General features: G+C 46.5%; 17 protein-coding genes, 1 pseudogene and 1 riboswitch. Of the genes and pseudogenes, 7 read left to right on the top strand and 11 right to left on the bottom strand.

Annotated elements, in window-relative coordinates:
• Window positions 1-1554 carry a 4Fe-4S binding protein gene (locus C7460_RS09865; RefSeq protein ID WP_115867940.1) on the bottom strand — a complete coding sequence of 518 codons (1554 nt, stop codon included), beginning with the start codon at window positions 1552-1554 and terminating at the stop codon, window positions 1-3.
• 13 nt (window positions 1555-1567) lie between these two features.
• The gene (locus tag C7460_RS09860) at window positions 1568-2935 is read right to left on the bottom strand and encodes an NAD(P)/FAD-dependent oxidoreductase (RefSeq protein ID WP_245986291.1); all 1368 of its coding nucleotides are present in this window, start codon (window positions 2933-2935) and stop codon (window positions 1568-1570) included.
• 518 nt (window positions 2936-3453) lie between these two features.
• Here C7460_RS09860 and C7460_RS09855 point away from each other — a divergent pair.
• A complete protein-coding gene (locus C7460_RS09855) occupies window positions 3454-3687 on the top strand; it encodes a hypothetical protein (RefSeq protein ID WP_115867938.1) in 234 nt (77 codons plus the stop codon).
• A gap of 14 nt (window positions 3688-3701) precedes the next feature.
• Here the strand turns inward: C7460_RS09855 and ttcA are convergent, their stop codons facing one another.
• Window positions 3702-4493 (bottom strand): tRNA 2-thiocytidine(32) synthetase TtcA, encoded by a 792-nt coding sequence (ttcA, locus tag C7460_RS09850; RefSeq protein ID WP_115867937.1) that lies wholly within the window; start codon window positions 4491-4493, stop codon window positions 3702-3704.
• A 150-nt stretch (window positions 4494-4643) separates the two neighbouring features.
• Here ttcA and C7460_RS09845 point away from each other — a divergent pair, with 150 nt between their 5' ends.
• Entirely contained in the window at window positions 4644-5294 is a 651-nt protein-coding gene (locus tag C7460_RS09845; RefSeq protein ID WP_147302906.1) for a hypothetical protein, read from the top strand.
• On the opposite strand, the gene C7460_RS09840 is transcribed toward C7460_RS09845, so the two are convergent.
• From C7460_RS09840 to C7460_RS23730, 5 genes are all read right to left on the bottom strand, one after another.
• Window positions 5291-6013: a DUF547 domain-containing protein gene (locus C7460_RS09840; RefSeq protein WP_115867935.1), complete on the bottom strand. Its 723-nt coding sequence runs from the start codon at window positions 6011-6013 to the stop codon at window positions 5291-5293. The two genes, C7460_RS09845 and C7460_RS09840, sit on opposite strands and share 4 nt — an antisense overlap.
• A gap of 89 nt (window positions 6014-6102) precedes the next feature.
• Window positions 6103-7086, bottom strand: a complete 984-nt coding sequence (locus C7460_RS09835; protein ID WP_115867934.1) for an ABC transporter ATP-binding protein — start codon at window positions 7084-7086, stop codon at window positions 6103-6105.
• Entirely contained in the window at window positions 7083-8141 is a 1059-nt protein-coding gene (locus tag C7460_RS09830) for an iron ABC transporter permease (RefSeq protein ID WP_115867933.1), read from the bottom strand. Before C7460_RS09830 ends, C7460_RS09835 begins: the two co-directional genes overlap by 4 nt.
• Entirely contained in the window at window positions 8138-9211 is a 1074-nt protein-coding gene (locus tag C7460_RS09825; protein ID WP_115867932.1) for an ABC transporter substrate-binding protein, read from the bottom strand. The genes C7460_RS09830 and C7460_RS09825 overlap by 4 nt, the downstream gene beginning before the upstream one ends.
• Window positions 9212-9280: 69 nt before the next feature.
• A riboswitch (cobalamin riboswitch) is annotated at window positions 9281-9509 on the top strand.
• Window positions 9468-9617 (bottom strand): hypothetical protein, encoded by a 150-nt coding sequence (locus C7460_RS23730; RefSeq protein WP_170147954.1) that lies wholly within the window; start codon window positions 9615-9617, stop codon window positions 9468-9470. (Overlaps the previous riboswitch by 42 nt.)
• Here C7460_RS23730 and C7460_RS09820 point away from each other — a divergent pair.
• Both C7460_RS09820 and C7460_RS09815 read left to right on the top strand, forming a co-directional pair.
• Complete coding sequence (locus C7460_RS09820) at window positions 9616-11487, top strand: TonB-dependent receptor (RefSeq protein ID WP_115867931.1); 1872 nt, start codon at window positions 9616-9618, stop codon at window positions 11485-11487. The genes C7460_RS23730 and C7460_RS09820 overlap by 2 nt on opposite strands.
• A gap of 5 nt (window positions 11488-11492) precedes the next feature.
• On the top strand, window positions 11493-12857 hold the full coding sequence (locus tag C7460_RS09815) for a YncE family protein (RefSeq protein ID WP_115867930.1): 1365 nt from the start codon (window positions 11493-11495) through the stop codon (window positions 12855-12857).
• Here the strand turns inward: C7460_RS09815 and meaB are convergent.
• A complete protein-coding gene (meaB, locus tag C7460_RS09810; RefSeq protein WP_115867929.1) occupies window positions 12844-13833 on the bottom strand; it encodes a methylmalonyl Co-A mutase-associated GTPase MeaB in 990 nt (329 codons plus the stop codon). The genes C7460_RS09815 and meaB overlap by 14 nt on opposite strands.
• Window positions 13834-13973: 140 nt before the next feature.
• Here meaB and C7460_RS09805 point away from each other — a divergent pair, with 140 nt between their 5' ends.
• Both C7460_RS09805 and C7460_RS09800 read left to right on the top strand, forming a co-directional pair.
• Entirely contained in the window at window positions 13974-15221 is a 1248-nt protein-coding gene (locus C7460_RS09805; protein WP_115867928.1) for a CHASE2 domain-containing protein, read from the top strand.
• Window positions 15222-15255: 34 nt separating this feature from the next.
• Complete coding sequence (locus C7460_RS09800; protein ID WP_115867927.1) at window positions 15256-16182, top strand: hypothetical protein; 927 nt, start codon at window positions 15256-15258, stop codon at window positions 16180-16182.
• A gap of 64 nt (window positions 16183-16246) precedes the next feature.
• Here C7460_RS09800 and scpA read toward each other — a convergent pair whose 3' ends face one another.
• Both scpA and C7460_RS24585 read right to left on the bottom strand, forming a co-directional pair.
• Window positions 16247-18343: a methylmalonyl-CoA mutase gene (gene scpA / locus C7460_RS09795; protein ID WP_262511850.1), complete on the bottom strand. Its 2097-nt coding sequence runs from the start codon at window positions 18341-18343 to the stop codon at window positions 16247-16249.
• Window positions 18326-19015 (bottom strand): annotated as a pseudogene (locus C7460_RS24585) (methylmalonyl-CoA mutase family protein); the annotation flags it as partial. The gene scpA and the pseudogene C7460_RS24585, both read right to left, overlap by 18 nt.
• Before the next feature lie 533 nt (window positions 19016-19548).
• On the opposite strand from C7460_RS24585, the gene dnaA reads away from it, so the two are divergent.
• On the top strand, window positions 19549-20955 hold the full coding sequence (gene dnaA / locus C7460_RS09790; RefSeq protein ID WP_115867926.1) for a chromosomal replication initiator protein DnaA: 1407 nt from the start codon (window positions 19549-19551) through the stop codon (window positions 20953-20955).
• The last annotated feature ends 231 nt before the right edge of the window (window positions 20956-21186 follow it).

Genomic DNA, 21186 nt, shown 5'->3' with positions numbered 1-21186 from the left:
TTATTTTTGGAGTGTGCTACTGTTGTTGCCTATGAGGATTGGCTTTCCAAAGCGCCCGTCTTCATCGCGGTTTTCTAAATTTAACACACCTCGAGGACAAACGGAAGAGCATACACCACAGCCAACACAGCTGGCTCTTACGATGTTTTGTCCGCGTTGTGCGTACCATCGCACGTCTATTCCCATCTCGCAGTAGGTGCTGCAGTTGCCACAGGAAATGCACTGCCCCCCGTTTGTAGTGATTCGAAAACGTGATTTGAAACGCTGAACTATGCCTAGATAAGCAGCCAATGGGCAGCCAAACCTGCACCACACACGATTACCCATCAGCGGGTAGAACCCTGTACCTACTACTCCCGAGAAAATGGCCCCAATGAAAAACCCGTAGGGTTGGCGGAGCCACGTGTACGTACTAAGGCCGGCGATGGTGTCTGAGCCTGTGAAAAAGCTGTAAAGCACACCGGCGGTCATGATCACCGCGAAGACCAGTACTCCATGCACGAGCCAGCGTTCTATTTTCCAGGCTTTTAGCGATTTGTCGCTTAGCTGTCTGAACGGGTCTCCGGCAGTCTCGGCCAAACCTCCACATCCACAAACCCATGAGCAGTACCAGCGCTTGCCGAAGAAATAAACGAAAACAGGAACTCCTACCGCAAAGAGGGTGATGCCCCATACAAGCATAAAGAGCCCCAGCCCGCCGGAGGAGGTAAGGGTATTGAGGTGCCACGCATCAAAAAAGTCATAATCCAGTGGCCACATGTTTTTGAAATCAAAATAAGGCTGGTTTAGTCGGACTAATATTTCCGGGATCAGAAAGGCAAAGCTGAGCTGGAAAAACATCACAGAGATCGTGCGGAAGACCTGGTATTTACTATGCCGGTATTTGATGAGCATGCGCACGCCCATTACGAGCACGGCAAACGTGTAGAGGAACCCGTATAGAAACCACTGGCTCGACTGCCCTGAAGGGTTGATGAGCTTTTGCACAGGGTCTACCAGAATGATCCAGTTGGTTATGTAGGCATCGAAGAAGTACAAGGCTATATAAAAGAGGATCAATAAAGTGCCTACCAGTATTCCCATCCAGCCCCGGTTATTGAGCGAGTTATGAAAGATGCCATTGTTTTTGATGCCGGGAGGCCCAGCGAGTTGGGCCTGCGGTAGTAAATACATCAGCGCGCCAATGGAACCCACCACAAACACCAGGATAAACAGCAGCGTGGTGTGGGTTTTGATCACTCCAGAAGTAGCAGCACGTGTGATGCTTCCGGCATAGTCGTCATAGATCACCTGATCCCACGCCTGCTCTGCCCGCTTTTTATCGTTAACACGCTCTATGGCACTATTTAGTGAGTTTACAAAAGAGATGCTTAATCCATAGGTCTTCCCAAACATTGATGCTACCTCAGGCCTTAGCAGCTCTTGATGTTCTTTTTTTACCTGGGTGTTGAATAGTTGCTCTGTAAGGGTGTAGCTAGAGGCAAAAAATAGCGCTAGCAATAATCCCAGTGAAAACAAGAAAAGAGCAAGACCTGTGTATCTGATAGCTTTCATGGTGTTGGTGGGTTTAGGCAAAAAGTCTTTTTAAGATTCCTGGTTTACGAATGGAAATTGGGTGGTTTGGAAATTCTTCGTTGTACTTTTTCTGGATTTCCCCTTCCCATTGTTTGAAAAATTCCGGGTCAAAATTGGCTTTGGGGAGGTCTGCGATGATCTCCTGAAGGGTTTTTTCCTGGCTCAGCCAGTTGTCCCACACTTCGTGTCTGCTTCTAATACCAAAAAGGTTTACACCTCGCACCTTGAAGGAATCTTTCTCATAGATGATCTTCAAGCATTTTTTGCCATCTATGCACTGCCAGTAAAAATCGTCGCAATCTTCCGGACATTCGGCAGGTACTTGTCCGTAGTTTTGATATTCGATATCAAAAAACTTGGCGGAATTGAACCAGATACCCGGACGATACGCTGTTGGTTTGCCTGCGAGGGTAGAGGCTACCGTTTCGCCCATCATACGTCCAGCATACCATACGGCCTCTATGGCACGTCGGTGGCTTTGTGGAGTGCGGAGCTGAGCACAGTCTCCAATGGCGAAGATATCTTCTATATTGGTTTGGAGATAATCATCTACCAGTATCCCTTTGTCTGTTTCTACGGGCGAATCTTTTACCAGAGCTATGTTCGGGTGTACACCTACAGTAAGGCCTACAAACTCACAGTCGATTGTTTCTCCATCTTTGGTTTCTATTCCCTTAACCTGCCCATTGCCATCATCGAGAATGGCTTTGAGTTCGGTCTGGCTTCTCAGGTCTATGCCATGTTCTCGGAGGTGGTTGTCTATCAGCGTGGCTTCTTCTTTTGGGAGCATGTTGCCCCAAAAATGCTCTTCTCGGATCAGGTAAGTCACTGGGATATTTCGTGAGTGGAGCATTTCTGCCATTTCCACGCCTATTAAGCCTCCCCCTACGATTACTGCCCGACGTATATTTCGGGTGTTTTGCTCCATCAGTTCCAGGTCCTGGAGGTGATACAGGCTTTGTACACCTTGCAGGTCCTGGCCGGGCCACCCAAACTTGTTGGGTTGGCTTCCTGTGGCCAGGATGAGTGCATCATAGGAAATTCGCTCCTCGCCAGCATGCAGTACCTTCTGGTCAAAATCAATCCGATCGATCCAGGCACGCTTCAGGTTGATTTTGTTTTTCTCCCAAAACCAGTCTTCATAAGGTTTCGTGTGCTCGTATTTCATATGCCCCATGTAAATGTACATAAGCGCTGTACGGCTAAAAAAATGGTCAGACTCACCGCTGATCACCGTGATGTGATGGTCAGCGTTTTTGCGAATATGACGTGCTGCAGTGATGCCTGCTATGCCATTGCCCAGGATGACGATTTTCTTCATAGTGAATTTAGGGTGTCCATTTACTAAAATACTATTCATTGCACGGTTGGGCGGGTAAAAGGGTGTTGGAATGACTCGCTATGTCAAAGCCTCGACATATCCCAACTATGAGTGTAACATTACGTTGGTATATCAAAGGGGTACGTTCGTAGGTGCTTGTTTCAATAGATAAAGTTGTTAACTGGCAGATAATGAGTGCCTTTTGAACCATTCCGACCTTGAGCTGGTTTAATGGATAACGATATCTCAAAGAAAATTAAAAGCGTTGATGGGTTACTGATAATAAGGTTAGGTTAGGTTTGAAAGTCCCATCAATAGGAGCCCCGCCCTGGATCAGCGGGGCTTCGATTTTTAAGAAAACCAGCCAATTTTTAGAGATAGGCCTGTTTTGCCCGAAATGGGAATTGAGTTCTAAGTACTATTTCGGTATAAGTATGTGGTTATTTGTGTTAATTTTCATTATTACTTCCCGTTTATTAAAAATAATGTAAACAAAATGGTGTTGTATTGATTGTAATCTCAAAAACCTCTTCATTTGTTTAAAAATTGACTTAGAAATGACTCGACGCAAATTAAAACTTTATTCCATCTTCGACCTGACCATAGCGGTAGTCGGAGTAGCATTATGTGTACTGGCACTTTCACTTCTCAATTCAGCACTTCCTTTTGAGCTGTTGGTATTGTTGGGGCTAATGGGAGTAATCATGGCGGTACTAGGAACTTCATTGTTTATAGACCTGATCCAGTTTAGGTCCGAACTCCGCAAAATGTTTGGCAGCGGCCAATACTAGATGCTATATAGGTGCTAGTGCGAGCTCGAAGCAACCTCACCAACCCACAGCTTCGGGTCAAGTAAAAACTCCGGTTCCGGATTTCGCATGGCATTCATGATGCTCGATTTTATCATCGGGTTTTCTTTCTGTAAATTATTCAGCAGGGATTTAATATACTGACGTTTCATGCCCTCTTGTGATCCGCATAGATTACAAGGCACTATCGGCCATTGCTGCAAAGAAGCGTATTCGGCCAGGAGGCTTTCTTCTATAGAGTAGAGTGGGCGGATGATGCTTATCCCTTTCTTTTCGGTCTGGTAGTGTGGAGCCATAGAGGCTAGTTGGCCAGAGTAGAAAGCATTCATCAGAAAAGTTTCTATCAGGTCATCCATGTGGTGTCCCAAGGCCACTTTGTTGCACTCCATGCGTGCTGCCAGGTTGTACAGTACGCCCCGCCGCAGACGGCTACATAGTGAGCAGTACGTTTTGCTGCCTTTGATTTTTTCTACCACTATGGAGTAGGTATCCCGGTATTCGATGTGGTGTGGTACCTGCCATTCGGCAAAAAGCTCAGGAAGTATGTGATCAGGAAATCCAGGTTGACCCTGATCCAGATTGACAGCAAGAAGCTCAAATTTTACAGGTGCCTTTTTTTGCAGCTTGGTGAGGAAGTGTAGCAAGCACAGGCTGTCTTTGCCACCGCTGACCGCTACCATGATTTTGTCTCCTTCTTCGATCATACCAAAATCGGCGATGGCCTTGCCCATTTCTGAATTGATCTTCTTTTCTAACTTTCGAGTAGTGCCCTGCTGTACTGCATCCATCGTGCAAATATCGGATGCATTTTTATATAGGACTCTATCTAGTCTGGGTATTCTATGGCGAATGGTCCCTGATAGCTGGTGCATTTTGAACTCCAACCCAACGTTAATTATGATGGTTTTGTGTATATTAGTTGGCTGATTATCAGGGCTATGAGATACTCATTTCTGATTGTTGTATGTTTTCTAATGACTACACCGCTGGTTGGTCAGGATCTGGTGGTGCGTACCAATGGAGACTCTATAAAATGTCAAATCCTCTCTGAAAGTGAACATCGGGTTGCTTTCAAGACATACCATCACGGCAAAAAAATAACAACTGGTCTTGATCAAGCAGAAATAAGCTCGATCGTATACGGTTTCTATGATCATAGACCCAACCATGCGGTTTATGGGTTTCTGGGAGGTGGGTTTATTCTAGGAGGGCGGTATGACTACACGGCGCACGGTTCGGGCTTTGCACAGATGTCCGTATCTGTTGGGGTAGGCGGTACTGAAGACTTAAGTGTTCTTTGCCTTTTTGGAGGTTGTGATGAGCCTGAAAGGTATGCGGTGTTTGTACACCAATTCACTGTAGTCATGGGGAGAGGACAGCACCTGTTAGAACTAGGAGCTGGTGGTACCTATTATCATGGAATGCAGTCCCACAAAGAGTATCATCTTGCTCCTGTAGTAGGCTATCGGTTTTACCCAAAACTCAATTCGGGACTAGCCGTACGCCTCATTCTCATGCCTCCTATTTTCAATACGGATACAGAAATTATTCCTGGTCCACTCGGTTTGGGTGTAGGCTTTGCTTTTTAGAACCGAACACTACTTTTGGTGTCGTTGAGAGACCAGTCATACGGGTAGATTTCTAGAGGATGATTCTTTGGAATGGCTATCTTTCTGAAGGCGTTGATATAGGCCTTTACATCGGTGGAGTCAGTCACAAAGTCTTCACGGTACCAATCAAAAACTTTTGAAATGTAAGTTTTGTCCTTGTGGACACGCACATACCAGTTGGTGTTGAGCACACTTTCTGTTTTTCGTTGGATCTGCTGCTCCAGTGAATCGGGACTATAGGCAAAATCCGATATGGGTGGGCATCCTACTGCTGCACATACCAGTACAAAATGGAGCCTCGGATCCGGAAAGGCTTCAAAAAGGATTTCTTTTTCCAGCTCGTCCAGCGTCATAGACCTATTGGTCACCGTTACTTTTTTTTGATTGAAAAAACCTGGGATACTCATTGGGCCCTCAGTGGGATAATTGTCAATGATTAGCTTGATAACCAGTAGGTTGTAGGCGTTGATGTAAAAAGCTTTCTGTTCTTCAGGCGTAGTGCCAGCTAGCTGAAACGCCGCGATGGACTCAATAAGTTGATTCAGGGCTTGTGGTTTTTTAGAAATGCTGTCATAGTGAATAAGGCCAGAGTGGACATGGGTAGCCAAAAAACGATCGGTTTCCTGGAAGAACGACTGTCCTGAAGCGAGATAGGTAGTGGCGAGGAAGAGGCCGAGTGTTAGGAAAAGTGATTTCATAGATTAGGAAGTTTACCTCTACATACTTCCAAAACATGCACTTTGGTTTTCAATATGTGCCTAAATGCCGCGTGGCAGACGTTTTCATGCTATTTGTTAGACTGCAAATGCTGAAGTAATTGCTCTATGGAGTCAAAGGCAGCTTTATCCTTCGGTGATTCGAGTATCCAATTGGTGTCTGTTACTTTCAGGCTAAGGCTTGCATCCTCAGAAATTTGGAAGCCATTCCTTTTCAATGCTTGTGTGGTCCAAAACGAGCGGGTAGGATCTCCCGAAAGGTTGATTTTAGGGCCTGAAGCTTCCATGGCTACTGCGCCATGGATCATGTCATAGCCAAAGTTGGATAAGTAGAGAGCCTTCTCGAGAGAGCCATCGAGTATCAGGTCCTCAGGAGTGCCCTGCTGTACCGGGGAGTTGAAGTTAAACAGCCAAAGCCTGTCAGAAAGCTGAGTGCTGATCTGCATGTCGTGCGTGGAGATAAGGATTCCTTTGCCTTGTCGGGCAATTTTGCGGAGCAGCATCATCACTTCTATCTTATTATGAAGATCCAGATGGGCTGCTGGTTCGTCCAGCAAGATAATATCTGTCTCCTGTGCCAGAGCTCTGGCGATCATTACTTTTTGAAGCTGGCCATCGCTGAGTTCATAGAGCTTTCGGTTTGCTATATAGTTGATATGCGTCTCGCTGATGGCCCAGTCGATTACTTCACGGTCTTTTTTGCTCAGTGTACCCAGCCAACTGGAGTAGGGGTGCCTGCCTATAGCTATTAGTTCTATTACTGATAGGTCAAAGGCATGAGGGCGCTCTGTGAGCACCAGGCTCAGTTTAGAGGCAAGTTGTACCGCAGAGAGCTTCCGGATATTTTGGGATCCATACTTGATTTCACCACCCAGAGGCGGTAGCAAGCCCGATATGGTTTTGATGAAAGTAGTTTTGCCTACACCATTTTGCCCCATAAGTGACACGATGTTTCCCGCCTCCAGCGACACAGAAATGTCCTGTTGAAGCACCTTGGGTGCTCCTTTGGCTTGAGTATATCCTATTTGGAGTTGGTGAGTGTGGAGCAGGCTCATGATCGGTAGTTGAGGGTTTTCTTTTTCAACAAAATATAGATCACAAAGGGAGCACCAAACAGGGCCGTTACTGCATTGATGGGGAGTGTGATTTCTGTACCCGGCAGTTGGGCTATGCCGTCAAAAATGAGCATTAGGATAGATCCAAAAAGTATAACCAGCGGGGTGAGCATCAGGTGGTTGGTGGTGTTGAACAGCATCCGCGTAAGATGTGGTAGCGCGATCCCAAAGAAAGCAATAGGCCCGCAAAAAGCAGTGACTGTACCTGCAAGCACGGCGGTGTTCAGTATGATGAACAGTCGATTTCTCTTTAGGTTGAGCCCCAGACTCACGGCATAGTTTTCACCTAGAAGCAGGGTGTTGAGTGGTTTGGAAAGGAGAATGGATGCTGAAAGCCCTAAAACCAAAATGGGGATAAAAACAGACAACTCTGTCCAGCTAAGACTACCCAGACTGCCAAACGACCAGATGACGTATGCCTGTATGTTTTCTGCCTGGCTAAAAAACTGGAGAATGCTTACGATAGCTCCGGACGTAGCGCCAAACATCAGACCTATGATCAGCAGCGTTACACTGTCTTTGAGCCGCTGTGCTGCCAATGAAATGATGCCTAATACCGTGAGTGAACCAAATGCTGCTGCGATAACTAGTAGCCAGCTACGGCCGATGCCTGAGAGCTCCAAAAAACCTCCGGCGGAAAAACCTAAAAATATGGCCAGCGCTACCCCCAAACCAGCACCAGAACTGATGCCCAGTACATAAGGGCCAGCCAATGGGTTTCGAAAGAGAGTTTGCATTTGTAAGCCACTTACTCCCAGTGCACTCCCTACCAGTAGGGCAGTTAAAGCTTTGGGAATCCGAAAGTTGGAAAGTATCAGGTTCCAGGAGTTATTGCCGGTGCTACGAAAGGTCAGGTAATTCAGTAGAGCTTCCAGTGTGATGTGGACAGACCCCAGACTCACATTGAGGAGGAAACAAACCACCAAAGCCAGGAGCAGTAACAGGAGCACCCTGCTCCACTTGGCATAGGAAGCATCTAAGTGATCTTGAATCATGGCAGCTTTTCGAAATAGTAGGTTTCGTAATCTGGCAGCAGCTCAGGATGTAGGATGGCGATCAGATCAGCAAGTACTCGATCAGGTCTGGCATACCCTGATTCGAAAAAATCATAGCCTCCCGAAGGACTTCTCCTTTTGCTGTAGTTATATACTCGATCATTTTGAAAGGCCGCAAAGTCCCCATACCGTGCATCCTGACTCAGGAGCTCTTCGCGCGTGTTGAAGGTGCTGGTGCCTATCCAGTAGTCGGCATGTCGGGCTTTGTTAAAGACTGACTCAAAGCTGATTTCTAACCATCCACTGGTGGAGTCGTCTGCCCACAGGTATTCTCCCCCGGCATCCCTGTAAAATTCTGCTGCCCAGTTTTGCCCACCAGGCATAAACCAAACATCTCCATAGAGTACGCCACTGAGTAAAGTCGGGTGGATGGCTGCCTGGCTGGCAAGGTGCTGAAGCGAGTCATACCGATTGGTGATATGGTTGAAAATGCTGTCTGCTGCTTTTTCCTTGTCAAAATAAGCTCCAAAAAACTTGATCCATTCGGCCCGCCCTAGTGCAGAGGATTCCAGATAGTCTGCATTATAGACTACAGGTATGCCAGATTCGGTGATCTTGTCCAGTGTAGTAGATTCGCTTCCCATATCAAAAGCAAATACCACGTCAGGGTTTAAAGAGATGAGCAGTTCAAGGTTGATATTGCCATCAGGGCCTAGCTCGGTGATAGCTCCTGAAGCTACCTGCTGCCGAAACGCAGGAGAGCTGATGTACTGCGTACCCGGGAAGCCTACGAGCCGGTCTGTGAGCCCCAACAACTCCAGATACGGCAGGTGCGTAGTGGAAGTGACTACCACTCGCTGTGGAGATTTGCCCAGCGAATAAGAAATCGGTGACTGAGCTCCAGGCCAGGGTTCTCGTACGGTGAGCTTCTCCCCACTGATGTCAAACCGTGTGGCATACGATGCCTGTAGTGTAGACACACGGTCAGCGTCCTGCTGCTGCGTGGATGGTGATGTGCAGCCAAGCAGTGCGCATAGCAAAAGGGTAAACAGGTTCTTGAGAGTAGTCATTTAAATAGAAAACGTTGGGTGCTTCAAAATTGGCTAAAAAAAATTAGATCAGGAGTGCTGAAGCCTTACTACCTTTGCTACGCACAATGGTTACTGCTCAGTCGCTGCTGAGTGGTATTAAAAGGGAATCCCGTGATTTTGCCAATGGCAGAAAAATCGGGAGCTGTCCCCGCAACTGTGATTCCCACTTAAGGGAGTTTGTTCTGATCTAAGTCACTGTCTAGGATCCGCAAGGTAGATGGGAAGGCTGACAAACTCAGGGAAAAGCCAGGAGACCTGCCAGGTGTGTGTTCGCGTTCCAGGCTTCGGAGGAAAGCATTGGAGAGTATGATAGCCCTGCTTCGGGAGGATTCTCTGCTTTCTGTATGGTTACATCCGTGGCTTTGTTCACTATAAGCTGAATCATGGTCACACATAGATTATTTGTTTGCATACTGTTACTTCCTGCTTTGGCCTATGCCCAGGAGGCAGATACGCTATACCTTCAGGCAGTGGAAGTAGCTGATGTAGAGCGCTATGCTCAGGAGCGTATCGCCGGGCAGTTGGATTCGCTAACATTGGAGCCATTTCGCTCATCTTCCATTGGTGATGCCTTGCAGCAGAGCACAGGGGTCTACATCAAGCAGTATGGGGCTGAAGGTCAGCTGAGCTCAATCACCCTGCGTGGGACCACCTCTAGCCAGACCCGCCTGAGCTGGCATGGTATCGACATCAATAGTCAGACACTAGGGCAGAGCGATTTTTCCAGTACGCCTACTTTCCTGTTTTCAGACATTACCGTACATCAGGGGGCCAGCAGTGCCTTGTTTGGAAGTGGCAGCATTGGGGGAACTGTACAGCTAAAATCCGGTAGCCCAAATCAGGGTGCGTTATTCAATGTTCGTCAGGAGGTGGGTAGCTTCGGTAAAGTGTTTTCAGGGATGAAGGCTAGTTTAGGAAATGCGAAACGAGGGCTATCTCTGGCAGCGGTAAATAGCATAGTGCAAAATGACTTTGAAGTAGCTTTTCGGAATGAAACCTATAAACAAAACAATGCTGCAAGTGACCTGAAGGCCATAAAGTTGAATGGGTTTTACCGTATGGCTGGGGGAGGAAGGCTTACTGCAGATGTTTGGTATAATTACCACTTTCGTGAAATTCAACCCATAATAGGTGACCAGTCTGGAGAGGATCAACTGCGCAATGTTAACTGGAGGACTTACCTAAGCTACGACCAATCTGTAAACTCGGGGTATATAAAATCTGGCCTGGCAGTGGTGATCGATCATCAACAGTACAATGAGAGCTCACCTACCAACCTCAAAAGGTTCATCTGGGATGGCTACTACGAATACCTGGGCTCTGAGCTCATTACCTACAGGCTGGGCGCTGATATAGAGCTCGCGCTTCCGGATGTGGGAGCTTATGAGAACAATACCCGGCAGTGGCGCTATGCACCTCATGCTTTTGCCAAATTCACACCGTTAAATGAGTTTTCGGCTACAGCCAATCTGCGCGTACCCTATCAGAGCAACCAGAAAGCTGTGCCGGTAATTCCATCCTTAGACCTTACATATGCGGTGGTCACGAATCAAAAAATAACCACTAAGGTAGGTGCTCAGGTGGCGCGGGCTTTCCGTTTCCCTACTCTAAATGACCTCTATTGGCAGCCAGGCGGTAATCTAAACCTAAAGCCTGAAGATGGAGTGGCTGCTGAGTTAGGGCTTGATTTTGCCTGGGTTAAGGGCAATTTGGATGTTAGATATCAGATTGATCATTACCGTTCATGGCTCAGTGAGATGATTGTGTGGCTTCCCGCTGATGGATATTGGAGTCCAGACAATGCGCAGGATGTTCATCTCACTGGAGTGGAAAATGCTCTCAAAGTCAACTGGACATTCTCGGAGTGGCAATTTGGGTTAAGTAGCGGCCATACGTTCAATCGATCCGTCAATGAGGCGGGTTTCATGGGGAATGAATCATCCAATGGAAAACAACTTCCCTATGTGCCTAAGCACAAATGGAATGCTCGCGTGCAGCTGGCAAGAGGAGGGTGGAGCGTGGACCTACGAGCAGCACATACGGGTAAAAGGTATACTGAAGCATCAAATACAAGCGAGATCGATGCTTATTCATTGTACGATGCACATTTTTCTAAGCAACTCAGCTGGAATAGCCATGAGCTGGTGGTGGGTGCATCGGTAAAAAACATTTGGGATACTGCCTATCAAAACTATGAGCTAAGGGCTACTCCCGGGCGCAACTATTTATTTAAACTCAATTACATTTTTAACTAAGGACTATGAAAAAAAACCTACACATCTTATGGATGATCGCACTCACACTTTTTGCAGCTGCTTGTGAAGATAGCGCGGAAGAAATTGTGCTGGACGGTATCTCTGTAGACGGTGCTGCCACCCAAATCAAAGTTTCTGAACTCACATTGGTAGAGGCGTCTGCCTCAAAGCTTTCTTTGAAATCCTCTCTCGTAGCTATGGATGATGATTTTTCTGTTACAGAAGTGGGGGTGGCTATATCCTCAGTCCCTGGTGAGCCCACGCTTTCAGATCTGACAGTTTCTGCAGAAAGCTTTGATTTGGATACAGAGTTTACGGTGGAGTTTGAGGGCCTTACTCCAGGTACTGTGTACTACGGCAGAGTATATGTGACTACTGACAAGGGCACTGGTTATGGTGATGTCAGACTGTTTAGTACTGAATATTTTGGTGCGGATGTAGTGGTGATCAATGAAGGCAACTTCCAAAGTGGTGATGGTTCCTTTTCCACTTACAACACCCAAAGTCAGGAGACCAACCTGAGTGTTTTCGCTGCAGCCAATGGATACCCACTTGCTGCTACTATTCAAAATGCGGTGGAATTTGACGGAATGATTTATGCAGTGACCAACGCCTCTGATAAGCTGGAAATCCTGGATGCAGGGTCGTTTGAGTCGGAAGCGTACATCTCTGGTGAGTTTAGCAACCCATACGCATTTGCGGCTATTGGTACCAAAGGGTATGTGACGAACTGGGGACCTTTCAATGCCAACTGGCAATTGGAAGAAAGCACAATTTCTGTGGTGGACTTGAATGAGCACAAGGTGGTAAAAACCATCAATGTGGAAGAGCAAGCCCAACACGTGCTCGCGGTAAATGGAAGCTTTTACGTGTCCCACGTGGGAGGATCGTCAATCTCAGTATACAATGCTACAGATGACAGCAAAACGGCAACGATTGCTACAGGATCTGGGCCTGATAAGATGGTGATGGATGCAGAAGGAGACCTTTGGGTGATCTGCCGCAGTGGAGAGCTTGCTGAAATCAACCTGACGACAAACGAAGTGTCCAAGACAATCACTGGCATCCAGGGGCTGGCCTGGAATGAAAAGATGGTAATTGATGAATCGGGAAGCACCCTGTATTACCTGGGAACGTCAGGTGAGGATAAGGCAGTTTATTCACTTGCTACGTCCGCAGAGGTAGCTCCTGATGCACCGTTGATCACTGGATCTAATTTTTACGGAATCGGTGTGAAGGGAGACGTTATTTATGTGGCTGACAACAATGGCTATCAAGGCAACGGTCAGGTGCTGATGTACTCGCTTGCTGGAGAGGAAAAAGGGTCTTTCCCTGCCGGAAGGGGGCCAAATGGCTTCATTTTTCGCTAAATAATTGAGCTACTGCGTGGCGGACACTGAGTTCGCCCGCAGCTACGCTTTCTGACAATTCTTCGATCTTACCACGGATGTTGTTTTGAAGAAAAAAGGATTCTTCCAGACGCTCACGAATGAGCGCATGCATCCATTTTAAGTTTTGTTCTTTGCGCTGATGGGCAAAATAGCCCGCTTCTATGGCTTTTTCCTGATAGGCAGCGATCGTTTCCCAGCAAGCTGCTATACCTTCATTTTGCAACGCCGAACACAGCTGCACCGGAACCTGCCATCCAGCAGGATGTGGGGGGAATAAGTGGAGCGCGTTGAGATAAGCTTTTCTGGCTTGCTTTGCTGCGGCCAGGTTTTTGCCATCTGCTTTGTTGATCACCAGGCCATCTGCCATTTCCATGATGCCACGTTTGATGCCCTGAAGCTCGTCACCACCCCCGGCCAGCATGAGTAATAAGAAAAAATCGACCATGTCTTTGACAGCAGTCTCCGACTGACCTACACCTACCGTCTCTACCAAAATAACATCAAATCCTGCAGCTTCGCAGATCAGGATGCTTTCTCGCGTTTTTTGAGCTACTCCACCCAGACTTTTGCCCGACGGTGAAGGCCGAATGTAGGCATTAGGGTTTCTGGAAAGCTGAGCCATGCGTGTCTTATCTCCCAGGATGCTCCCTCCCGTGCGAGTACTGCTTGGGTCTATGGAGAGTACCGCTACTTTTTTGCCAATATCAGTGAGAAAGGTGCCCAGAGCCTCAATAAACGTACTTTTACCAACACCCGGCACTCCAGTGATTCCTATCCGAATGCTACGTCCGGTTTTGGGAAGTACCATGTCCAATAGGTTTCCTGCCAATCGCTGGTCTTCGGGGCGTTTACTTTCGATCAGTGTGATGGCTCTCGCGACCAGTGTACGGTCGCATTGATCGATCCCCGACTTTAGTTGGTCTAAATCTGGACGTTTTCGTGAACGTTCTCGCATAAACCTCGTTTCTTTGCTCAAGAATTGTTAAATTTCAATAAAAAATTATATTTTATTAAGTTTGCATTTGATCTGTGGGTGAATGCTTATTAATTGCGAGTAAAGTAAAACTTTTTCGCACACCTGCTAACTAGAAAAACATGTTTAGAAAATTTTGGCTGGACACGATCCTCGCGACCATTTTCATCTTTGGTCTTATGGGGATGTTTCGCAGCGTAACCGCCTTTAATATTTTTGACGTTTTCGATCCTATCGGAGCGGCATTTGACGACATGGAGTTCACAGACATTGTATTCTCTCAGTTGAGAGACGATCCTGTGGGCGACGATCGAATTGTATTGGTGAACCTGAGCAACCTTCAGCGTGCCGAGATAGGCATGATGCTACAGATCATTAGCCAGTACAATCCTGCTTGTATCGGTATTGATTCCTTTTTCTATACACCTAAAGAAGATACACTTGGCGACATGATGCTCATGGAGGGACTTGCGAGTGTGGAGCACCTCGTGTTGGCATCTAAACTAATCCCACATCCAGAAGATCCGGCAAAAGATACGATTGCTTATTCATGGGAAGGCTTTAATGCATTCGCTGAAAAAAATGCATTTGTAAACCTAATTACAGATGCAAATGTGCAGGAAGAGCTCAAAATGTGTAGAACCTTCGTGCCTAAGTTTGATATCGCTGGAGAGCAACGTGTGGCTTTCGCTGTACAGCTGGCGAGCTATTTGGACTCAGCAGCTGCTGCGGAATTTCTGGAGCGTGATTATGAAGAGGAAGTAATCAACTACAAAGGCAACGTACTCGATTATGGCGCTACCAAGTTTGGGACCAAATATTTTGCCCTGGATGTGCCGGATGTTTTTGAGGAAAACTTTGTGCCGGAAATGATTGAGGGAAAGATCGTGATGTTCTGCTACCTGGGTAAATATCTGGGTGACAGAGAGTCGCTAGAAGATAAATTTTATACTCCACTCAACGAGAAATATATAGGGAGAGCATTTCCGGATATGTACGGAGGAGTGGTGCATGCCAACATCATTTCGATGATTTTGGATCGAGAATATATCAATCATATGAGTGAAACCGCAGGCTATATTTTAGCTGTTTTATTATGCTTTCTAAATGTGGCATTGTTTTCGCTTATTTACCGACGTATTCCCAAATGGTATGATGGTATCACCAAGCTTTTCCAGCTATTGGAAATAGGAGTTTTGGTATTTGGTATCATATACGTCTTAGATTTCTTTAACTTCAAAGCAGAGATCGGTGTGGCATTGGCTGCAGTGGCTCTGGTTGGAGATTCCCTTGAAGTATACTACGGAGTTGTTAAAAACGCATTTACTAAAGAAGGACGAAAGTCCCTATTTAAGGTGGATAAATTATAACTTTACAAAACTTATCAATAAACGCTGAATGATTATGAGAAAGTTAGTTTCTTATGCTTTTGTAGCCAGCTTGTTATTTGCTGCTTCAGTAGCAAATGCTCAGGATTACGCTTTTAGAGTTCTGGCCAACAAAGGCAGCAACCAGGTAAAAAAGGCCGGTAGCAGTGCTGCTGAGTCACTTAAGACAGGAGCAAAATTGAGTTCCGGAGATGAAATCATCGCTTCGGAAGGTGCATATATTGGCTTGATGCACAAGTCTGGAAAGACTACAGAAGTGCGTGGAGCAGGTACAAAGAAGGTGTCTGACCTGGAGCAGACCATCAACACAAGCAACTCGAGTATCGCTAGCCGATATGCGAGCTTTGTGATGAACAAGATGAATGAGTCTGAGAATACCAACTACCGTTCGCGACTCAACGCGACAGGGGCGGTATCTCGTGCTACAGGATCTGCAGCTATCAATGTAATGGCACCGAGCCAGGCAGACCTTATGGGTGACAAAGCTATCCTAAGATGGGATGCACCCGAAGGGATGGAAGAAGGTGATAGCTATGTGGTGAAAGTAGAAAACATCTTCAACGAAGAGATTTACGCTGAAGAAACAGAGAAAACATCAATAGAGCTAGATTTTGCTGACGATGCTATCGCTTATGAAATGGGCCTATACCTTGTGAAGGTTTACAAGAAGGGTGACGATGAGATCGCTTCAAGTGAGATAGGCATCAAGAAAGTTAAGGCTGGAGATCGTGTAGAAGTTCAAGAAAATCTGGCGAACCTGAAAAGCGAAGTTTCAGAAGACTCTCCACTAAACAAAATCATCTATGCTTCATTCTATGAAGAGAATGGCTTGATACTGGATGCACTGACCAAGTATGAGGAGGCGATTAAGATGTCTCCTGAGGTGGAAGACTTCCAGGAGCTGTACCAAAACTTCCTGATCAAAAACGGATTGGCTGAGTAAGCATTAGAAGGAAATAGACATAAAAAAGGCGGCATTGACCGCCTTTTTTTATGTCTATACCTTTTTATTCATTGAGTAATTCGTTCAGAATATTGATCGCTGCTCGGGCGATTACCGTGCCGGGCCCGAAGATGAAGGAGACCCCCGCTGCTTTCAGGTACTCATGGTCATTTTCGGGTATGATTCCTCCGGCTATCACCATGATGTCTTCACGTCCCAGTTTTTTGAGCTCCTGTACCAGTTCTGGTACCAGGGTTTTGTGCCCTCCTGCCAGAGACGAAGCTCCTAGTATGTGTACATCGTTTTCTGTAGCCTGCCGGGCTGCTTCTTCAGGAGTTTGAAACAAAGGCCCAACATCCACGTCAAAGCCCAGGTCTGCAAATGCAGTTGCAATTACCTTGGCACCACGATCGTGCCCATCTTGTCCCATTTTGGCAACAAGTATGCGTGGCCTTCGGCCATCTACGGACTCAAACTCATCCGCCAATGCTCTGGCCGTTTGAAAGTCCTCATTGTCTTTGATTTCTGATGAGTACACTCCTGAAATGGTTTGGTTGTTTGCCTGATACCTGCCGAATACTTCTTCCAAAGCATCTGAAATTTCGCCAAGTGTAGCCCTGGCACGTGCCGCTTCCACGGCAAGTTCCAGCAAGTTGCCTTCGTTGGTTTTAGCACACGTTGTGAGTGTGCTTAGTGCGTCGGTTACCCGAGTAGCATCCCGGTTTGCTTTGAGGTGCTGTAGTCGGGCGATTTGCTTTTTGCGAACTTCATTGTTGTCTACTTCCAGTAGCTCGATCTCCGTTTTTTCATCCGTCACATAGCGATTTACACCTACGATTACCTCCTTGCCAGCATCTATTTTCGCTTGCTTTCGTGCGGCAGCCTCTTCTATTTTTTGTTTTGGATAGCCTTGTTCTATTGCTTTTGCCATGCCGCCCATCTCTTCTACTTCCAGGATGATTTCCCATGCTTCATTGATGAGCTCTTCAGTAAGAGCCTCCACCTTTTGTGAGCCTCCCCAGGGGTCTACCACTTCGGTGATATGCAGGTCGTTTTGCAGATAGATCTGTGTGCTCCGAGCAATGGCTGCAGAATAGTCCGTGGGTAGTGCGATGGCTTCATCCAGTGCATTGGTGTGAAGGGATTGGGTATGTCCAAAAGCGGCCGCCAGCGCTTCTATGGCTGTGCGCGCCACATTGTTGTAGGGCTCCTGAGCGGTGAGGCTGTACCCAGAGGTCTGGCTGTGCGTGCGCAGAGCCATTGACTTATCATTTTCTGGAGAGAACGTTTTGATCAGCTTGGCCCACAAAACCCTGCCTGCACGCATTTTGGCTATTTCGCGAAAAAAGTCCATGCCTATGCCCCAGAAAAACGAAAGCCTGGGCGCAAAAGCGTCGATAGGGATGCCCGCTTTGATGCCGGTGCGTACATATTCCAGCCCATCGGCCAGGGTAAAAGCAAGTTCCAATGCTGCGGTAGCTCCTGCTTCATGCATGTGATAGCCACTGATGCTAATGCTATTGAAGCGCGGCATGTTTTGAGAGGTATACCGAAAAATGTCCGCAATAATGCGCATAGATGGTGCAGGTGGGTAGATATAGGTGTTGCGCACCATAAATTCTTTTAAGATGTCATTCTGAATCGTTCCAGTAAGCTGGTCTGGAGAGATACCCTGCTCTTCGGCCGCCACAATGTAAAATGCCATAATAGGAATTACGGCTCCGTTCATAGTCATGGAAACCGACATCTGGTCTAGTGGAATCTGATCGAAAAGGATCTTCATGTCCTCCACTGAATCTATAGCTACTCCTGCCTTTCCTACATCACCTGATACACGAGGGTGATCACTGTCGTATCCGCGGTGAGTAGCCAGGTCAAAAGCCACTGAGAGCCCTTTTTGGCCTGCAGCCAAATTTCTACGGTAGAAAGCATTGGATTCTTCTGCTGTAGAAAAACCCGCATACTGCCGGATGGTCCAGGGACGTACCGCATACATGGTGGCGTATGGGCCTCTAAGAAAAGGAGGGATGCCGGCACTGAAACGGGAATGCTCGTAGGTATTGGGTTTGATGGAATTCTCGGTTTCGAAAAATTCGTCAAACGAAGACTCAAAAATCTTCAGGCCATTATCAGCAAGTAGCTGGTAGATCTTACGGGCCATGGCATCTGTGAGTGTGTCCACAAAATAAGACCCCACGCAGGCATCCTGTAGGTTCCCCATTTTAGATTCATGACGAATGAGGTTGCCTACGTGCCTGCTCACCCGATGGGCGCTGTTGGCGGCCCAGTGCGATTCTCCCGGATGAAAACTCAGACTGCTGGCACCCGCAATTACAGCGGCCAGTCCTGCAGTAGTTTGCCTCAGTAGATGGTCTCCTTCGTCTTTTCCCGGTAAGGGTTCGCAGTGTATATGTGGAATGTAATTAGTGATTTGCTGTTTTTGAGCAATCGCGGATAAAATAAGGCGAACTGCTCGGATCCTGGCGATCTCATGGAAAAAATCACTGCCCGGGCTAAGAACAAAGGTCAGCGTGTCTAGCGGTAAATGGGAACCGTTTGAGTATTGCTCAAAAGCTCGATGCAGTAGTGCGGCACTTCGCTCCGCAAAAGAACCGTGCTGAGTTTCGCGTAGTGCATGAGATCGGAACTGGTCGTTCGAAGACTCAATATTTATTCCAAACCCATTTGCAATATTTGGAGGAAGGTTCACAGGCGCTGCACCTGTATTTTCAAATGCCAGAGCGCAGTGTTCGGAAGCTATTCCATCCAGCAGTTTCTCGATAGACCTTTTGGAGAGGTCTCCAACGAAAAGCGCTCCCGTGCAGCCATTCATGAGGCCAGTTTTCGCGTGCTCATTGGCTTCTTTCTCGTCGTTGACCAGCACTCGCTCATACTGTGTCCACTCCGAATGATGCTGTGATAAATCAAGGAACCTGCCAAGATAAGCTGTGTTTTTTTGATGCGAGGCATCGTAAAAGGCCTGTAGGTTGATGTCTGGTTCCTGAGACCAGGAAAGGGCTTCATCTGGATCCTGGCCTTTGAGCAGTTTGGTTGCAGCTGCCTTCCATGCAGCGTAGTTCGTCTGCTCAAACTCTGTGAATTTTGGGTGTTGTTGTTTCATGGGTGCCTCAAAATTACCTTTATTAGATGGAAAACAAGAGGTCAAAAAAAAGTGAAATTTTGCCTTTGTATTTTTTTAAGATTTTAACTCGTAAAGTGTCCAATTCATTGAGAATAAAAGGATTATAAAAAGTCAAGTTTGAAGACCATTTTTTTCTTAAATAATTTATCCACAATTTTGATGTCCCCCTAAACTTTAGGGGTGCTTTTTTTGGTATTACTTCCGAATAAAAATATAATTCGCTGATGCATGTAGAAACATGGGAAAAATGCCTCTTGTTTATCAAGGAGCGTATTCCTGCCCAAAGTTTTTCCACCTGGTTTGAGCCGATTGTGCCGCTAAAACTGGATAGCAGTGTACTTACGATACAGGTGCCTAGCCAGTTCTTTTACGAATGGCTGGAGGAAAACTATGTGCACTTGTTGAAACAGGCGATAAAGTCTCAGATCGGCGAACAGGGGAGATTGGAATATTCTGTTGTGGTAGACAGAGGGGATGAAAAAGTGCAGCCTACTACTGTAAATGTGTCAGGCTCCAGTCATTCTCAGCACAAGTCTCGCGTCAACGGATTCGATGCTTATAAAAACCCTGATTTTTATCAGGAGCTCAAGAGCAATTCCAACCTCAATCCAAGCTATCGGTTTGAAAACTTCATAGAAGGTGACTGCAACCGTCTGGCAAGATCTGCAGGATTTGCTGTGGCTCAAAAGCCGGGCATTACGTCCTTCAACCCGCTGATGTTTTATGGTGGGGTAGGTCTTGGTAAAACGCACCTCGTACAGGCCATCGGAAACGAAATCATCTCCACAGATAGCTCTAAGAAAATCATCTACGTAGCGTCAGAGAAATTTACCAATCAGTTTATTGACGCTCTTAAAAACAACAACCTTCAAGATTTTATCAACTACTATAAAGAAGTAGATCTGCTGATTCTGGACGATGTGCAGTTCCTGAGGGAAAAAGAAAAAACACAGGAGATATTCTTCCATATCTTCAACCACCTGCATCAGGGAGGTAAGCAGATCATTATGACATCTGACTGTGCGCCCAAGGATCTGAAAGGACTACAAGAGCGGCTGGTTTCTCGCTTTAAATGGGGATTGACTGCTGACTTGCAGGCACCAGATTTTGAAACCCGAATGGCGATCATCCAAACCAAAATGCACGCCGACGGCATCAGTATACCCGATGAAGTAGTGGAGTACATCGCTTACACAGTAGATACCAATATTCGTGAGCTGGAAGGGGTAGTGATTTCACTAATAGCACATGCTTCATTGACGAAGCGCGAAATGGACCTGGAACTAGCCAAGCAGATCTTGAAAAACATCGTTACGGATATCGACTCAGAAGTTGGGATCGATTACATTCAAAAGACGGTTTCGGATTATTTCAAAGTGTCTCAAGACGACCTGAAAGCGAAGACTAGAAAGAAAGAAATCGTGATAGCCCGTCAGGTAGCGATGTATTTCTCTAAAGACTATACCAACCATTCACTCAAATCGATCGGCTACCATTTTGGTGGGCGAGATCACTCCACGGTGATCCATGCGGTTCAGTCAGTAAATGACATGATTGATACCAACTCCAAGTTTCGGTTTGCGATCGATGAACTCAAGAAGAAATTAAAAATTCGAACTGCAGTCGCATGAACTGCAGTTTGATTCCAGGAATTGAAAAAGGGGCCGTCTCAAAAGTAATGAGATGGCCTTTTTACTTTCCAATCATTTATACACCAATTTCTGTAAGTCAGTTAATTTTGAGTTGCCGAGATAATGTATAAACGATGAAGAGTCACCTCAGTTAAGCTAATTGGCCTTTTTGGCCAGGTTGTGTGCTAGAGCTAGTAATCCAGCCTCTATTTCAACCTTGTCTAGTCCCTT

Source organism: Marinoscillum furvescens DSM 4134, from assembly GCF_003386095.1.
Lineage (GTDB): Bacteria > Bacteroidota > Bacteroidia > Cytophagales > Cyclobacteriaceae > Marinoscillum > Marinoscillum furvescens.
This window is presented reverse-complemented; position numbering and strand designations above follow the sequence as displayed.

Excerpts from the sequence above, each read along its gene's own strand:
- C7460_RS09805 (WP_115867928.1), top strand. The coding sequence starts at position 13,974 with ATGTTTAGAAAATTTTGGCTGGACACGATCCTCGCGACCATTTTCATC.
- C7460_RS09835 (WP_115867934.1), bottom strand. The coding sequence starts at position 7,086 with ATGAGCCTGCTCCACACTCACCAACTCCAAATAGGATATACTCAAGCC.
- C7460_RS09830 (WP_115867933.1), bottom strand. The coding sequence starts at position 8,141 with ATGATTCAAGATCACTTAGATGCTTCCTATGCCAAGTGGAGCAGGGTG.
- C7460_RS09840 (WP_115867935.1), bottom strand. The coding sequence starts at position 6,013 with ATGAAATCACTTTTCCTAACACTCGGCCTCTTCCTCGCCACTACCTAT.
- C7460_RS09845 (WP_147302906.1), top strand. The coding sequence starts at position 4,644 with ATGAGATACTCATTTCTGATTGTTGTATGTTTTCTAATGACTACACCG.
- C7460_RS09865 (WP_115867940.1), bottom strand. The coding sequence starts at position 1,554 with ATGAAAGCTATCAGATACACAGGTCTTGCTCTTTTCTTGTTTTCACTG.
- C7460_RS09860 (WP_245986291.1), bottom strand. The coding sequence starts at position 2,935 with ATGAATAGTATTTTAGTAAATGGACACCCTAAATTCACTATGAAGAAA.
- C7460_RS09855 (WP_115867938.1), top strand. The coding sequence starts at position 3,454 with ATGACTCGACGCAAATTAAAACTTTATTCCATCTTCGACCTGACCATA.
- ttcA (WP_115867937.1), bottom strand. The coding sequence starts at position 4,493 with ATGGATGCAGTACAGCAGGGCACTACTCGAAAGTTAGAAAAGAAGATC.
- C7460_RS09820 (WP_115867931.1), top strand. The coding sequence starts at position 9,616 with ATGGTCACACATAGATTATTTGTTTGCATACTGTTACTTCCTGCTTTG.
- C7460_RS09800 (WP_115867927.1), top strand. The coding sequence starts at position 15,256 with ATGAGAAAGTTAGTTTCTTATGCTTTTGTAGCCAGCTTGTTATTTGCT.
- meaB (WP_115867929.1), bottom strand. The coding sequence starts at position 13,833 with ATGCGAGAACGTTCACGAAAACGTCCAGATTTAGACCAACTAAAGTCG.
- C7460_RS23730 (WP_170147954.1), bottom strand. The coding sequence starts at position 9,617 with ATGATTCAGCTTATAGTGAACAAAGCCACGGATGTAACCATACAGAAA.
- dnaA (WP_115867926.1), top strand. The coding sequence starts at position 19,549 with ATGCATGTAGAAACATGGGAAAAATGCCTCTTGTTTATCAAGGAGCGT.
- C7460_RS09815 (WP_115867930.1), top strand. The coding sequence starts at position 11,493 with ATGAAAAAAAACCTACACATCTTATGGATGATCGCACTCACACTTTTT.
- C7460_RS09825 (WP_115867932.1), bottom strand. The coding sequence starts at position 9,211 with ATGACTACTCTCAAGAACCTGTTTACCCTTTTGCTATGCGCACTGCTT.
- scpA (WP_262511850.1), bottom strand. The coding sequence starts at position 18,343 with ATGGCCCGTAAGATCTACCAGCTACTTGCTGATAATGGCCTGAAGATT.